Annotated in this window: 16 protein-coding genes; 1 reads left to right on the top strand and 15 read right to left on the bottom strand. The window is 41.8% G+C overall.

Features of this window, described 5'->3' with window-relative positions:
- Positions 1-2: 2 nt before the first annotated feature.
- The 7 genes from yqfD to rpsU all read right to left on the bottom strand — a co-directional run bounded on the left by yqfD (position 3) and on the right by rpsU (position 5341).
- Positions 3-1193 (bottom strand): sporulation protein YqfD, encoded by a 1191-nt coding sequence (gene yqfD / locus MHH23_RS09395; protein ID WP_041506935.1) that lies wholly within the window; start codon positions 1191-1193, stop codon positions 3-5.
- Positions 1194-1211: 18 nt separating this feature from the next.
- The gene (yqfC, locus tag MHH23_RS09390; RefSeq protein ID WP_012010618.1) at positions 1212-1493 is read right to left on the bottom strand and encodes a sporulation protein YqfC; all 282 of its coding nucleotides are present in this window, start codon (positions 1491-1493) and stop codon (positions 1212-1214) included.
- 206 nt (positions 1494-1699) lie between these two features.
- Positions 1700-2197, bottom strand: coding sequence for a hypothetical protein (locus MHH23_RS09385; RefSeq protein WP_024718815.1), 498 nt, complete (start codon positions 2195-2197; stop codon positions 1700-1702).
- Between the two features lie 31 nt (positions 2198-2228).
- A complete protein-coding gene (gene floA, locus MHH23_RS09380) occupies positions 2229-3221 on the bottom strand; it encodes a flotillin-like protein FloA (RefSeq protein ID WP_007501317.1) in 993 nt (330 codons plus the stop codon).
- Between the two features lie 27 nt (positions 3222-3248).
- A complete protein-coding gene (locus MHH23_RS09375) occupies positions 3249-4562 on the bottom strand; it encodes an NfeD family protein (RefSeq protein WP_079919484.1) in 1314 nt (437 codons plus the stop codon).
- A gap of 141 nt (positions 4563-4703) precedes the next feature.
- Complete coding sequence (locus MHH23_RS09370) at positions 4704-5153, bottom strand: GatB/YqeY domain-containing protein (RefSeq protein ID WP_007501319.1); 450 nt, start codon at positions 5151-5153, stop codon at positions 4704-4706.
- A gap of 14 nt (positions 5154-5167) precedes the next feature.
- Positions 5168-5341, bottom strand: coding sequence for a 30S ribosomal protein S21 (gene rpsU, locus MHH23_RS09365; RefSeq protein WP_003152957.1), 174 nt, complete (start codon positions 5339-5341; stop codon positions 5168-5170).
- Between the two features lie 182 nt (positions 5342-5523).
- On the opposite strand from rpsU, the gene MHH23_RS09360 reads away from it, so the two are divergent.
- Positions 5524-6453 (top strand): Na/Pi symporter, encoded by a 930-nt coding sequence (locus MHH23_RS09360; protein WP_024718813.1) that lies wholly within the window; start codon positions 5524-5526, stop codon positions 6451-6453.
- A gap of 40 nt (positions 6454-6493) precedes the next feature.
- Here the strand turns inward: MHH23_RS09360 and mtaB are convergent, their stop codons facing one another.
- The 8 genes from mtaB to hemW all read right to left on the bottom strand — a co-directional run bounded on the left by mtaB (position 6494) and on the right by hemW (position 15640).
- The gene (mtaB, locus tag MHH23_RS09355; protein WP_017367626.1) at positions 6494-7852 is read right to left on the bottom strand and encodes a tRNA (N(6)-L-threonylcarbamoyladenosine(37)-C(2))-methylthiotransferase MtaB; all 1359 of its coding nucleotides are present in this window, start codon (positions 7850-7852) and stop codon (positions 6494-6496) included.
- Complete coding sequence (locus MHH23_RS09350) at positions 7852-8622, bottom strand: 16S rRNA (uracil(1498)-N(3))-methyltransferase (protein WP_024718812.1); 771 nt, start codon at positions 8620-8622, stop codon at positions 7852-7854. The genes mtaB and MHH23_RS09350 overlap by 1 nt, the downstream gene beginning before the upstream one ends.
- Before the next feature lie 23 nt (positions 8623-8645).
- Positions 8646-9581 carry a 50S ribosomal protein L11 methyltransferase gene (gene prmA, locus MHH23_RS09345; RefSeq protein ID WP_340959406.1) on the bottom strand — a complete coding sequence of 312 codons (936 nt, stop codon included), beginning with the start codon at positions 9579-9581 and terminating at the stop codon, positions 8646-8648.
- A 22-nt stretch (positions 9582-9603) separates the two neighbouring features.
- Positions 9604-10737: a molecular chaperone DnaJ gene (gene dnaJ, locus MHH23_RS09340; RefSeq protein WP_017367628.1), complete on the bottom strand. Its 1134-nt coding sequence runs from the start codon at positions 10735-10737 to the stop codon at positions 9604-9606.
- Between the two features lie 165 nt (positions 10738-10902).
- Complete coding sequence (dnaK, locus tag MHH23_RS09335; protein WP_327878413.1) at positions 10903-12741, bottom strand: molecular chaperone DnaK; 1839 nt, start codon at positions 12739-12741, stop codon at positions 10903-10905.
- A 24-nt stretch (positions 12742-12765) separates the two neighbouring features.
- A complete protein-coding gene (gene grpE, locus MHH23_RS09330) occupies positions 12766-13323 on the bottom strand; it encodes a nucleotide exchange factor GrpE (protein ID WP_008342471.1) in 558 nt (185 codons plus the stop codon).
- A gap of 64 nt (positions 13324-13387) precedes the next feature.
- A complete protein-coding gene (gene hrcA / locus MHH23_RS09325) occupies positions 13388-14419 on the bottom strand; it encodes a heat-inducible transcriptional repressor HrcA (protein ID WP_008342473.1) in 1032 nt (343 codons plus the stop codon).
- Between the two features lie 81 nt (positions 14420-14500).
- Positions 14501-15640: a radical SAM family heme chaperone HemW gene (hemW, locus tag MHH23_RS09320; RefSeq protein WP_335352634.1), complete on the bottom strand. Its 1140-nt coding sequence runs from the start codon at positions 15638-15640 to the stop codon at positions 14501-14503.
- Positions 15641-15747 lie beyond the last annotated feature (107 nt).

The following is a 15747-nucleotide window of genomic DNA, read 5'->3' as shown; positions in this document are numbered from 1 at the left end:
CTCTAGTCTCCCTGAACAATAGGTGTTGGTTGAACAATATCTTCTATTACTTGGTAAAGGATGATTAACTTAACTTTACCATTCCCTGTTGTCTCGTGCAAAACTTTTTCACTTTTCACCTCACCTGTTTGACCTAGCTTTTCTTCTAATTCTTTTTTACCCATTTTAATCCCTGCTTGAACCGCTTCTTTATTTGTGTATTCTCGATTTATTTTTTCACTTTCTCGTGTGATTTCCTTTTCATAGGAGAACGGTAGTTGCATATTCAAAAAATGAAGCGGGTGAACTTCTTTTTCTGTTTTCGGCTGCTGAAAATCATCTTTTTTAAAGGAAAATCCCCAAAATGGGATGGAGCCTCCAAACAAGGAGAGCTTGTGCTTTGTCTTCATTTTACCCGTAAAGACATCAAAAGATGTTCGGAGAGGGACAGAAACTTCAGATCGGTACCATGTTTCACCATATATTTTCGCTTTGGCTCCGACCGTTTTTTTCTGATCTTCACTCCCAATTAAACCTGAGACGAGCATCTGCCCTTTTTTCACATGTTCATCGACCTGGGCAAGCGGTTCCCCCTTTTCTACATACATTCTCGTGATGACCGCCTTTTTCTTGGCAACGATGTGCTGAGGACTCGTATATTTCTCCTTTTCAGGTTCATTTTTTTCGACCACTTTCATTTGAAACGTCGTTCCGTTCAGTTCAACTCCGACCCATGTAATGCTCTGAATATTGGTCGTCAATGACTTTTGTATTTTTTCAGGTGTCCCCATAAGAAACTGAAAACGCCCTTTTTGTACCCCTATTTCGTCCAGATGCTTTCTCATTTGGTGTTCTGTTTCTGGATTCGCACCTTTAATCTCAATTTTCCACACCATATTTGAAAGAGCCAATATCGTCACTAGGAAAAAAGCCATCCCGAGGGTGAATCCAATATTTCTTCTCGACCATAAAAGAAGAAACGGGAACCCTTTCTTTTGATGAAATGAACATTTCACCTCATGATGTCTGCGCACTTTTCTAAAGGCATGTACATCTGAGAGGCGAATAAATAAGCGCACGCTGTCTTGACGGCGGCTCACTTGAAAAATTGTGATCCCCTGTCTCGTGCACTCATTGATTAACCGCTCAATACCGCTTCCTCTTATCTCCACTTCCACTCTGCCAATAAAATAAGCAAACCATTTGTTCTTCACGTTTCTCCCCTCCGTCAGTTAAGAATCAATATAACGGACCTCATCGATTTTCCCCTCTAATAAGATCTCTTCTGGCAAAATCGTTTTAATCACAAAGTCTTTTCCTGAAATAATGCACTGTCCTTGCTTGAGCATCAGCCTTACCTCTTGATCACTGAAAAGTAAAAGCCCTTTATGGTTCTCTATGTAAATATGGAGTCTGCCAACCATCGTAATACGGGGAAGATCCATCATCACGTCCGGAGGGATTTCAAGTGTTCTTGTCAGCCATGCTTTAAGTCGATTTTTTCTTTTTCCCATTCAATAAGAACCCCTTCCCACCTCATGTGTATGAGATCAAACTGAAAGATGGTGAGACTGATGAGAAAGCCTCTATATCATCCTATTCCTCAGCGGTTCATATCATGCTAATGAATCCCGTAAAACAGCCGTTTCATCATTTTGACTAAGAAAAGTCTCCATTACACAACAAAAAAGCCCCCTTAAGGATGAGGGGGCTTACTTCTTTATCTTTTATATGGTCGTTTCATCGTTCGATGCGGCTTTTTGGCACGAGGCTCTCCAAATACTTCACCAAGGATCATCCCTTGAACGACCGTATCTTGGTTGAGCTTCTCAATCATTTTTGGCTTCATTCCAGCAGATGCTGCTTTTGGCCTTGTAAGTTCTCTTTCAAGCGATTGAAACTCTTTATTCAGCTCGCTTTTTCTTTCTTCCATTTCGGCAAGTGTAGCGGTATAACGATCCTGTAAGGATTGTGAACCTTGTTTCTTCATCCCGCCATGATCATGTACATCGCCAAAATCGTCAAGTTGGTCCGTTACGACCGGATCTGGACTTGTTTGTTTTGTTTGCTTTTGCGGCACTGGTTTACGCTGAGGAGCCGGTTTGTTTTGCTGGTTCTTTTGTTCGTTCTCCTCTTGTTTACCGATTTTCCCAAAGACCGCAGAGATAATACCGATGATAATCGCTATTAGTAACGGATTTTCAAATAGAATGTCCAATGGGCTCCCTCCTTAAAGCGTGAGAGGATGCTTATTTGTTTTCATTATCAGATGGACCTTTTGTCATTTTGCCAAATGAATCTCTCATATCCGTATCAGCATCGATATTCTTAATGTTCATGTAGTCCATAACTCCAATATTACCTTCACGTAGTGCTTCGGCCATTGCAAGTGGTACTTCCGCCTCTGCTTCTACTACTTTCGCGCGCATTTCTTCAACTCTCGCACGCATTTCTTGTTCTTGTGCAACAGCCATTGCCCGGCGTTCTTCTGCTTTCGCCTGTGCAATATTTTTGTCGGCTTCTGCTTGGTCTGTCTGCAGGATTGCCCCGATGTTCTTACCGATATCAACATCTGCGATATCAATCGAGAGAATTTCAAATGCTGTACCTGAATCTAATCCTTTACCAAGAACCGTTTGAGAAATCATATCAGGATTTTCAAGAACCTTTTTATGATTATCTGATGAACCGATTGTCGAAACAATCCCTTCACCTACACGAGCAATGATCGTTTCTTCCCCTGCACCACCGACAAGCCTGTCAATGTTTGCACGAACTGTAATACGTGCTTTTGCTTTTACTTCAATCCCGTCCATCGCAACACCTGAGATAAATGGTGTTTCAATGACTTTAGGGTTTACACTCATTTGGACAGCTTCAAGTACGTCACGGCCTGCTAGGTCGATTGCCGCACAGCGAGCAAAGTTCAATTCGATATTCGCACGCTGAGCTGCGATCAGTGCGTTGACAACTCGGTCTACGTTACCACCTGCAAGATAGTGGCTTTCTAATTGGTTAATCGTCGCATCAAGACCTGCTTTATGCGCTTTGATGAGCGGGTTGACCACTCGGTTTGGAATCACTCGGCGAAGTCTCATTCCTACAAGTGTAAAAATGCTCACTCTTACGCCAGCCGCTAGGGCAGAAATCCACAGCATCACCGGTACAAAGGTAAAGAAGATCGATAGAACGATCAAACCTGCTGCGATAATCACGAATAATAGTAAAGTAGATGGATCCATTTTATTCCTCCTATAAAATCAGTATATCTATACTTTCCTCACGACAATGCGTGAGCCTTCCGCTTTCACAATTTTTACTTGTACATCCTTATCGATAAAAGCACCTTCTGACACAACATCAATGCGCTCGTCTCCGAATACAATCGTACCAGATGGACGAAGTGCTGTTGCTGTCACTGCGATTTGTCCTACAAGATCATCTCTTGTTTCATTTGAGACATAACCACTTTCTTTATTGGTTGAATCGGTTAAAATGAACTTTTTAAAAAATTTCATACGTTTCCCCAACACCTTTGTCAATAAAATAACTGCTATGATTGAAACAGCAGTGGCAATCAAGATGGAAATCGCCATTTCTGTAAAGCTTCCAGCTGCTAAAAATAAGCTGACAACGACACAGATTAGTCCAATGACACCCACGATTCCCCCTGGCAAAAATAATTCCAGAATGATCAACACAATCCCTGCCAAAAACAGGAACAATGTCTCATATCCTGCAAAACCTGCCACGAGATGACCATAAAAGAATAGAAGAAGCGCTGTGACTCCCATGGTGCCTGGGACCCCAAAGCCGGGAGAATATAATTCAACAATTAACCCTAAGCTCGCGATGGATAAAAGGATAGGAATGACGATCGGATGCGTGAGAAAACGCGCAACCTTTTCAGCAAAGCTCACTTCATCGTATTGAACAGAGGCATCTGCTAAGTTCAGCTTCTGAAGCAAGTCATCCATATTTTTCGCTTCTCCTTCTGCATAACCGAACTGAAGCGCCCGATCTGTGTTAAAGGTCAGCAATTCTCCTTTTGGTGCACCAGCTTCTTTTGCGTCTATATCTACATCTGCCATCGCAAGAGCATATTTTGGATCACGCCCTTGCTTTTCAGCAGCGTCACTCATTTCAGCAAGCCATAGAGATTCAGATTTTTGATCGGCAGCGTTGCCTTCACCGTCAATGATCGCAGCAGCCCCCATCTTTCCGTTTGGGGTCATATAAATTTGATCGGCATTTAGGGCAATGAATGCCCCGGCTGAAAGCGCTCTATGATTCACAAACGCTGTCACTGGGATGTCGGATGCACGAATGGTATCGGCTATTTCAAGCGCCGCATCGACTGCACCACCTGGTGTATTGATGTCGAGAATGATGTGCTTCGCCCGTTCCGACTTTGCCTGCTCAAATGATCGTTCAATGAATTTAGAAAGTCCTTTTTCTACTGTATCTTCAATTGGGATTACATGAACTTTCTGGTCTGCTGATTTCGCGGTCAATTGAACCCCTAATAACAAGCATATTATAAAACAACTGAAGAGAGCAATAGAAATTTTCATTTTTTTCATCTATTTGGTGATCCCCCCTCTCTTTCTTTCATTTTACCGTTCCTTTACATACGTTACAAATGTATCATAGGTTTCATTTTTATATGACAGGTTTATGGAGGCATAAAAAAAGTACCCTTCTAACATGAGAAGGATACTTTTTTATTGAGACAGTTGCTCACTGACAAGTCTGTTAATCACAGCACCATCAGCTTTACCTTTTACTTTTGGCATAATAGCGCTCATCACTTTACCCATATCAGCTTTCGATGAAGCACCGGTTTCAGCGATTGTTTCTTTCACAACCGCCTGCAGTTCTTCTTCAGAAAGCTGTTCAGGTAAATAAACGTCTAAAATGTCAATCTCTTTTTGAACTTTATCTACTAAATCTAAGCGATTAGCTTTCGAAAATTCATGGAGGGAGTCTTTACGTTGCTTAATCTCGCGGGAAAGGACGGTTAGTTCCTCATCTCCGGTCAAACTGTCTTTCTTAAGCTTTATTGCTTCATTTTGCAGTGAAGCCTTTACCATACGAATGACAATAAGCTTGTCTTTCTCTCGGTTTTTCATAAAAAGCTTCATATCAGAATTTAATTGCTCAAGAAGACTCATAAAATCCACCCTCTTTAGAATTTACGTTTTCTAGCAGCTTCAGACTTTTTCTTACGCTTTACGCTAGGCTTTTCATAAAATTCACGCTTTCTTGCTTCTTGCAATGTTCCAGTTTTGGATACACTGCGTTTAAAGCGACGAAGAGCATCTTCAAGCGATTCGTTTTTTCTAACGACCGTTTTTGACATTCTCTTTCCCTCCCTCCGAATACACCAATCGACTGCATTAAAAAAAGATATACATGCAAAACATGTACCTAGACATTATAATATAAGCCTAGGTTGAGGTCAACTAAGTGATTTGGAAATATATTTTCGTCATGAGCAGGTAGACAAGTCCATATATTCATTGGTAAGAGGAGGACTTTTCTATGATGGCGATCATTTATTTTTGTGCACTTATTTTCATTTTTTTATGGGCAATGGGTTTGCTTAGGAAAGGATTAATGGCACTCACGTCGTCTCGTATTGAGAAATCACTTCTTCTCTTTACAGATCATCCAGTCAAAGCATTCTTGGTCAGTATTGTGTTTACAGGGGTTCTTCAAAGCAGTTCGGCGTTTATGGTCATCGTTATCGGCTTTGTGAGTACAGGCATTCTCACGTTTAAAAAATCCATACCCATGATTCTTGGAACGAATATCGGCTCAACATTTACGACAGAATTTATTGCTATTAAGATGGACGTGTTTATGTGGGTTCTGATTGCAGCTGGTCTTTTATGTATCATTTTGGGCAGGAAGTCTTTTCGATATGCAGGAAAAAGTTTATTTGGGCTTGGCATGATCTTTTTTTGTATTCAAGGTTTTTCAAAAATTGCAGGTATGATGACCAGTCAGCCAGAGACACTGCGTTTCCTTGAAATGATGCAGCACTCAGATTGGACAGCTCTTCTCTCTGGTACAGTGCTCACGGCGATTGTTCATTCAAGTTCTGTATGTATCGGTATTTTGATGGGATTTATGAATGAAGGGACTGTCGCTCTAAAAGAAGGCATCAGCTTTGTTTTAGGGTCCAATATCGGAACATGTATTACTGCCGTGATGGCTGCTATCTCTGGTGGTTATGCAGCCCGCCAAACCGCGTATGCACACGTCGTGTTTAATGTTCTAGGTGTACTTTTATGTCTTCCTTTTCTCGCCTTTATTACAGAGTTTGTTGCGCTTTTAGCAAGCTCTCCTGCCCAGCAGATTGCGCACTTTAGTCTGCTGTTTAATGTTGCAAGTTCTCTCCTCTTTTTCCCGTTCATCCGCCCTTTTCACGCCTTGATTTTGTTCCTTCTTCCGAATCGGTCAACATAAAAGAAACCGGCTTGCCTAATGGCTGCCGGTTTTTCATTCATTATGAGGTCATTCTCACTTGATCCGTCTGCACGTCATCACTTATACGGACGAATTGTCCTTCGTTATAAGGATAGCCTGCTTTCGTAATCTTCACTTTTACCAAACGGCCGATCATGTCCTCTGTTCCTTCAAATACGACCTTCATGTAGTTATCAGTATATCCTACATACAGATTGTGCGTTCCGTCTTGTTCTTTGAAGGATTCTTCTGGAATAATCTCTAAGACGTCGCCTTCATATGCCGATGCATATTCTTTTGCAAGCTGATCAGAAAGAGCAATGAGGCGGTGAACGCGTTCGTTTTTCACATTCTCATCTACTTGATCTTCCATTCTTGCAGCAGGCGTACCTGTCCGTTTGCTGTAAGGGAACACATGGAGCTCAGAGAATTGATGGTCTTTGACAAAATTGTATGTTTCCATAAATTCTTCTTCTGTTTCTCCTGGGAATCCAACGATCACATCTGAAGTGACAGCAAGACCTGGCAATGCTTTTTTGAGCTTCGTTAAACGCTCTGCAAAGAATTCCATTGTGTATTTACGGCGCATTCTTTTCAGTACAGTATTAGAGCCAGATTGAAGCGGAATGTGCAAGTGTCTCACAATTTTATCTGACTGATCGAGCACTTCAATCACTTCGTCTGTAATTTGACTTGCTTCAATGGATGAAATGCGGATTCGTTTTAATCCCGCCACACGTTCATCTAATTCTTTCAGAAGCTTAGCAAAGTTATAATCCTTTAAATCTTCACCGTATCCACCTGTATGAATACCTGTTAATACAATTTCTTTGTAGCCAGCATCGACAAGCTGCTGCGCTTGATTGATGACTTCTTCTGGATCGCGAGAACGCAGTAATCCGCGAGCCCAAGGAATAATGCAGAATGTACAGAAATTGTTACAGCCTTCTTGGATTTTTAATGAAGCACGTGTTCTGTCAGTAAACGCAGGAACATCTAGTTCTTCAAAGACCCGTGCTTTCATGATATTGCCAACTCCGTTGATCGGCTGTCTTTCTCTTCTGTATTCTTCAATATAACCAAGCAGTTTATGTCTGTCTTGTGTGCCAACCACAATATCAACACCAGGAATCGCCATGATTTCTGCCGGAGACGTTTGTGCGTAACAGCCTGTTACACAAATGACACCATCCGGATTATGACGAATGGCTCTTCTAATGACTTGGCGGCTTTTTTTATCGCCTGTATTGGTGACGGTACATGTATTAATGACATATACGTCTGCTTTTGATTCATAATCTTTTCTTTCATAGCCAGCTTCTTTAAACAGCTGCCAGATGGCTTCTGTTTCGTAGTGATTGACCTTACAGCCAAGTGTATGGAACGCTACTGTTCCCATCATGATTCACCTCTTAATAACTCTGTTTGATAAGATATAGCAGAAAGCGCGTAAAGAGGAGCTGTTTCTGTTCTTAAAATGCGTGGTCCAAGCCCGCAAATGACTGCACCATGCGCTTCAAGTTCTTCAATCTCCTTTTCTGCTAAACCGCCTTCTGGACCAAAAACCACTAATAAGGTTTGTCCGCCCTTCATCTGTTGGAGCACCGTTTGAAACCGGCTTTGCTCGCCTTCTTTCGATGATTCTTCGTATGCAACGACACATTTATCGAATTCACCGGCCAGTTGAATCAGCTCTTTAAATGTTGATACTGGATAAACGCGCGGAATGATATTCCGGTAAGACTGCTCGGCAGCTTCTTTCGCAATTTTTTCCCAGCGATCTCGTTTTTTTAATGACTTTTTTTGGTCAAGTTTTGTAATCGAACGAGTCGCTTGAAACGGAATAAAAGCACTTGCGCCAAGCTCGGTGCCTTTTTGGATAATCCATTCAAGCTTATCCCCTTTTGGCAGACCGCTTGCAATCGTCACCTTGATCGGAAGTTCTCGATTCTGATTCGTCCAGCCTTCCAAGTGACAAATCACTTCTTCCTTTGTTATTGTATCAATTTTACTGAGCGCTTCAAAGCCGTCTGTCGTTAAGCAAAGGATGTCCTCCCCTGCTTTCATCCGCATGACGTTTGCAAGGTGATGAACATCTTCACCCTTTATGACGATGTTTCCCTTTTCCGTCACTTCTTCTTTTGTGAGGTCGATAAAATATCGTTGCATACGTGTCCTGACACCTACTCGCTTTATTTTTTCGCTATGATGCTGACCCAATCTTCCATTGACAGCAATTCAACAATCTCAAAACCGGCTTCTTCTAAAGCAGTTTTGACTTGTAATTTCTTTTGTCCGATAATGCCTGATGTAATAAAGTAACCGTCTTTCTTCAATAGATCATACGCTTGATCTGTAAAGCGCATGATGACCTCTGCGAGGATGTTGGCCACAATCACATCGCGTTCACCTGAAATCCCATCAAGTAAATTATTTTGTTTTACCGTTACTTGCTCGCTCACACCATTTAATTCGATGTTCTGCTTTGCACTTTCCACTGCAACGGTGTCGAGATCAAATGCATGAATGTCTTTTGCACCGAGCATTGCAGCGGCAACACTTAAAATGCCAGATCCTGTTCCAACGTCAATCACCGTGTCGTTTTCCTTCACATAGCGCTCAAGCGCCTGAATGCAAAGAACCGTTGTTGGATGTGTACCGGTTCCAAATGCCATTCCAGGGTCCATTTCGATGATCAATTCATCAGAATGAACGGGTGTGTACTCTTCCCATGTTGGGACGATGGTAAATTTCTCAGAGATTTTCACAGGATGATAGTATTTCTTCCATGCAGTCGCCCATTCTTCTTCGTTTACTTCACAAATTGACAGTGTATTTCGTCCAAGGTCAATATCGTATAGAAGAAGATTATTGATGGCTTCTTTGATCTCATCTACCGTTTCCATCAAAAAGCTATTCATCGGAAGATAGGCTTTGACGATGACCCCTTCCTCAGGATAATCATTCGGATCGAGCTGGTAGATCTCACCGTATACATTTTCACGTTCCTTGACTAAATCAAGCGGGTCCTCAATCACGACACCACTTGCACCTGCTTCATGCAAAATATTGGTGATCGGTTCCACCGCTTCATTTGTTGTATGGACGCTAATTTCTGACCACTTCAATACTACCAACTCCTTATCCGTCTTACTCGCCTTTAAATGCGCGTTTCACCTTATCGAAAAAGCTCATTTCTTGTTCGTCCGGTTTATTTCCGCTCACTTCAGCAAATTTTCTAATGATATCTTTTTGATTTTCAGTTAAATTCGTCGGTGTTACGACGCGTACAACGATATGCTGATCGCCTTGACCATAACCGCGTACATTTTTTACACCTTTTCCTTTGAGTCTAAACTTCGTGCCCGTTTGTGTGCCCGCAGGAACTTTTAATTTGACTTTCCCATGTAATGTCGGCACTTCAATTTCATCACCTAGTGCAGCCTGCGCAAAGGTAAGCGGCATTTCGCAGTAGATGTCATCTCCATCTCGTTCGAAGAATTCATGCGCCCTCACATGGAAAACAACAAATAGATCGCCTGGAGGTCCTCCATTTACACCTGGTTCACCTTGACCAGATACTCTAAGCTGCTGACCATCGTCCACACCTGCTGGGATCGTCACATTGATTTTCTTACGCTTACGCACTTTACCAGATCCACCACATGTTGAACACTTATGTTCAATTTGTTTACCAGTTCCGCTACAGTAGTTACATACTCTGCGGTTGACTACTTTACCAAATGGCGTGGATTGCTCGACATTTAGTTGACCTGATCCGCCGCAATGTGAGCATGTCTTCGCCTGTGTTCCAGGTTTTGCACCTGATCCATGACACGTTTCACATGATTCTTCGCGGGGAATCTCGATCGTTGCTTCTTTCCCAAATGCCGCTTCTTCAAATGAAAGGGTCATTGTATATTGAAGGTCCGCTCCTTGACGCGGTGCATTTGGATCTCTTCTTCTGGCACCGCCGCCAAAAATACTAGAGAAGATGTCATCAAAGCCGCCGAAGCCGCCAAAGTCTCCTCCACCGCCAAATCCGCCGCCACCAAATCCTTGGTTTGGATCAGTGTGACCGAACTGGTCATAATGTGAACGTTTTTGATCGTCAGAAAGGGTTTCATAGGCTTCTTTTACTTCTTTAAATTTCTCATCTGAGCCAGCTTCTTTATTAATATCAGGGTGATACTTTTTTGAAAGCTTGCGGTATGCCTTTTTGATTTCGTCCTTTGAGGCGCTCTTACTCACGCCAAGCACTTCATAGTAATCACGCTTACTCATCTCTTCACACTCCCGATTTTCTCACATAAATACGATTGTATCATTTTAAATTGATCTTTTTCAATTCCTTTTCATCGTTGAAAAGAAAAAAGTCAAAGCCAAGAGATCCTGACTTTGACTTTCTGACGAGTACGTTTCAGCAGTCTTTTTCAAAAGTAAAGGTGATTATTTTTTCTCTTGATCGTCGTTTACTTCTTCGTATTCTGCATCCACTACATTGTCATCTGCTTTTTGAGCACCTTCAGCGCCTTCTTGCTGAGCTTGTGCTTGTTTTGCAGCTTCTTCATAGAGCTTTGTCGTTAATTCTTGAACGATTGTTTGTAGCTCATCTTTTTTCGCTTTGATGTCTTCAAGCTCGCCTTTTTCGATCGCAGCTTTTAGCGCATCTTTTGCTTCATTCGCTTTTTTCACTTGCTCTTCATCGATTTTGCCTTCAAGATCTTTTAATGTTTTTTCTGTTGTAAACACTAATTGATCTGCTTCATTGCGCACTTCGATTTCTTCTTTTTTCTTTGCATCTGCTTCAGCATTTTCTTCTGCTTCTTTGACCATTTTTTCAATCTCATCATCAGAAAGACCTGAAGAAGATTTGATTGTGATGTTTTGTTCTTTTCCAGTACCCATATCTTTCGCACGTACGTTTACGATACCGTTTTTATCGATATCAAAAGATACTTCGATTTGTGGTACGCCGCGTGGTGCTGGTGGAATGTCAGTCAATTGGAAACGACCTAATGTTTTGTTGTCTGCTGCCATTGGACGCTCACCTTGTAAGACGTGAATGTCTACAGCAGTTTGGTTGTCAGCAGCCGTTGAGAATACTTGAGATTTACTTGTTGGAATTGTTGTATTACGTTCAATCAGCTTTGTGAATACGCCGCCCATTGTTTCAATTCCTAAAGAAAGTGGTGTGACGTCAAGAAGAACAACATCTTTGACATCTCCCGTGATAACTCCACCTTGAATTGCCGCACCAAGTGCAACCACTTCATCAGGGTTTACGCCTTTATGAGGCTCTTTACCTGTTTCTTTTTTGATTGCTTCTTGTACTGCAGGAATACGAGTTGATCCACCAACAAGGATAACTTTATCAATCTCGCTAGCAGATAGACCAGCATCTTTCAGTGATTGACGTACAGGTGTCATTGTACGCTCTACAAGGTCTGCAGAAAGCTCTTCGAATTTAGCACGCGTTAGCGTTAATTCTAGGTGAAGAGGACCTGCATCTCCAGCTGTGATAAATGGCAGTGAGATTTGTGTAGAAGATACACCAGAAAGATCTTTTTTCGCTTTTTCAGCAGCATCTTTTAAACGCTGAAGCGCCATTTTATCTTTAGAAAGATCAATGCCGTTTTCTTTTTTGAACTCAGCCACTAGATGATCGATGATGACTTGGTCAAAATCGTCTCCACCTAGACGGTTGTCCCCAGCAGTTGAGCGTACTTCAAAGACGCCGTCTCCAAGCTCAAGGACTGATACGTCAAATGTACCGCCACCAAGGTCATATACAAGAATCGTTTGATCTTCATCTGTTTTATCTAAACCATAAGCAAGTGCAGCTGCTGTTGGTTCGTTGATGATACGTTCTACTTCAAGACCAGCAATTTTACCAGCATCTTTTGTTGCTTGGCGCTCTGCATCGTTGAAGTAAGCAGGAACTGTAATAACCGCTTTTGTTACTTCTTCGCCAAGATAAGCTTCAGCGTAAGATTTAAGGTGTTGAAGGATGATTGCAGAGATTTCCTGCGGCGTGTAGTTCTTGCCCTCAACTTCTACTTTATAATCTGTACCCATATGTCTTTTAACAGACATGATGGTGTTTGGGTTTGTAATTGATTGACGTTTCGCTACTTCACCTACTTGGCGCTCTCCATTTTTAAAAGCGACAACAGATGGTGTTGTACGTGCTCCTTCAGCGTTTGCAATAACTTTTGGCTCGCCGCCTTCGAGTACTGCAACGCATGAGTTTGTTGTTCCTAAGTCAATACCAATGATTTTACTCATATTCGATGACCTCCCATTATGTAGTTATTGATTTACTTTTACCATTGATGGACGAATAACTCGGTCTTTGAGTTTATAGCCCTTTTGCAATTCTTCTACAACGATGTTTGAATCGTAGTTTTCATCTTCAACTTGCATGACGGCTTGATGAAGGTTTGGATCGAACTCTTTGCCGACAGCTTCAATTGGTTCAACGCCTTCATTTTTCAACGCTTCTACCAGCTGGCGGTAAACCATTTGCATACCTTCTAACAAACTTTTCGTCTGCTCATTGTCTGGATCGATTCCAAGCGCTCTTTCAAAGTTGTCGAGAGCTGGGAGAAGGTCGCTGACAACATGTTGAGAACGATATTTTTGCACGGTCTCCACTTCAGTTCGAGCACGGCGTTTATAGTTTTCAAAATCTGCTTGAACACGCAGAATTTTGTTTTCTTTTTCATCTAGAAGCTGCTGCAATTCATCAATCTTCTCTTGGAAGGCAGACTGTTCATCGTGCTTTACTTCCTCAGTTTCTGCTTGAACTGCTTCTTCTTGTGCTTCAACCTCTGCTGCTTGCTCAGGTGTCTGTTTTTCTTCTGACATTGTGTTCACCTCCCTCAAAAAGATTCAATTATACGAAGGGGCTGTGCCCCCACCTTTTATCACCCTACTCATCATACAAATTGGAAAGTGCGTTTGACAAGTCTTTTGATACATGATGCAAAAGACTAACGACTCGCCCGTAATCCATACGGGTTGGACCAATGACAGCGATGGAGCCGAGTGATTTTTGATCAATCGCATAAGTTGCTGTGATTAAACTGCAGTTCTCCATTGCTTCCAAATTGTTTTCTGAACCGATTTTAATGGTGATTCCTTGCTGATTTGGATGAAACAGCTGCATGACATCGTTCTTTTGTTCAATCAGCATCATGAGTGAACGAATGCGGTCAATGTCATGAAACTCTGGCTGGTTCAACATATTAATCTTCCCGCCAAAGAAAAGTTTTGATTCATTTTGTGTTGAAGTGAATGTGTTACCAAGCGCATCTAAAATATGATCATAGTCTTTTAAATGCGTGCGAAGGAGCATCACTACTTCTTTATACATCCTGTCCTTCAGCTGATCCATCGGGACTCCAGCTAAGCGGCTGTTTAAAATATTCATCAGCTTCTCAATATCGGAGACATCAAGATGCTCAGAGAAGGTGATGGTTTTGTTTTCAACATGCCCGCTGTCTGTAATCATAATCGCTACTGCTTTATTAGGCTGGACAGGGACAAGCTGAATTTGCTTCAATCGATTTTCACTTAGCTTTGGACCAAGGACAATCGATGTGTAGTTTGTGAGATCTGATAAAATTTCCGCCGATTTTTGAACTGTTTTTTCCAGCTCAAAAATTTTCTCCTGAAATACTGACTGGATTAGCACAAGCTCTTTAGATGACAGTTTTCGCGGAGAGAGCAAATGATCTACATAATAACGATATCCTTTTTCGGAAGGAATTCTTCCTGATGAAGAATGGGTCTTTTCAATAAAACCGAGTTCCTCCAAATCAGCCATTTCGTTTCTAATCGTCGCAGAGCTGAATGTAATGTCTTCTTTTTTGGAAAGAGTCCTTGATCCAACTGGCTGCGCCGAACGAATAAAGTCATTAATAATGACTTGTAGAATCAAAAGCTGACGATTTGTTAACATCATCATCACCCCTGTTAGCACTCTCTTTCAACGAGTGCTAATTGTATAAACAAAATTACCAAACTCAAATTAAAATGTCAATTATAACTCACCGAGAAACGCTTGAAATACTTCATTCCCTAACAATTTTCCTTTTCTTGTTAAACGAATGCCAATCTCATCCTGTTCAATGAGACCTTTTTCTGCTAATTCTTCAAGAACGGCGGGAAAGAGTTCTTCTGGTGATGCTCCAAATTTCGCTTGAAAGTGAGCACTTTTCACGCCTTCAATTTTCCGCAAACCTAAGAACATTTCCTCTTCGATCTGTTCTGCTTTTGTCACCTGATGCGTTTCCTTATATGGAAACCCTGTTTGTTCAATGAGCTCTAAGTAATGCTTCACTGGTCCAGCGTTCACATTGCGGACGCCATCTACATACCCGTGCGCTCCTGCGCCAAAACCAAAGTAATCTTCGTTGCTCCAATAGGTGAGGTTATGTTGGCTTTCAAAACCTGGTTTGGCGTAATTGCTAATCTCATATTGTTTGAATCCGTGCCGCTCCATTTCATCCATGACGAGCTCATACATTTCAGCCTCACGTTCTTGCGGTGGTAAATGCAGTTTCCCTTTTTGCATCAAATTGTAAAAGACCGTCTTTGGCTCGACAATCAGCGAATAAACCGAATAATGTTCTGCACCTAATGAAAAAGCGGTCTCTAGTGAATGCATGACATGATGCTTCTCTTGATGAGGCAAACCAAACATAAGATCAAGACTAATGTTGTCAAACCCAACTGCTCTTGCTCGCTCGAAAGATGTGAGAACATCTTTCTTTTGATGAACCCGTCCGATTTTTTTGAGCAGGTCATCTTCAAATGTTTGAACACCAAAGCTCAGCCGATTAACGCCTGCTGATTTTAAGACATTCAATTTCTCAAGCGATAGTTCGTCTGGGTTTGCTTCTACTGCAAACTCGATTAAGTTTTTGGTTGGTTTTAATACGCGGTGAATGCTGTCCATAAGCTGATCTAACTGGCTGGTTGTCAGTGATGTCGGGGTTCCTCCGCCAATAAAGATCGTCTTTAGTTCTTGCTCCCCTTTTTGATCGATCGTGTGCTGCATTTCTTTTTCAAGAGCGGCTAAGTATTCATCGACCGGCTGGGTTTTAATGAAAAATTTATTAAAATCACAATAGTGACAAATGTGCTCACAAAATGGAATGTGAATGTATGCTGCTTTCATTTGTTGACACCTTCTTTACAGGTAAAGAGCCGCAGTTTATCGCTGCGGCCTCTTCGTTTGTTTTCGACTATAAACGTCAAGGCGAGCATTGTAAAGCAGGTTGCCTT

Origin of the sequence: Bacillus sp. FSL K6-3458 (genome assembly GCF_038005045.1) — a bacterium.
GTDB lineage: Bacteria > Bacillota > Bacilli > Bacillales > Bacillaceae > Bacillus > Bacillus altitudinis.
Note: the sequence above shows the minus strand (reverse complement) of the source record. Positions and strands in the feature narration are given on the sequence as shown.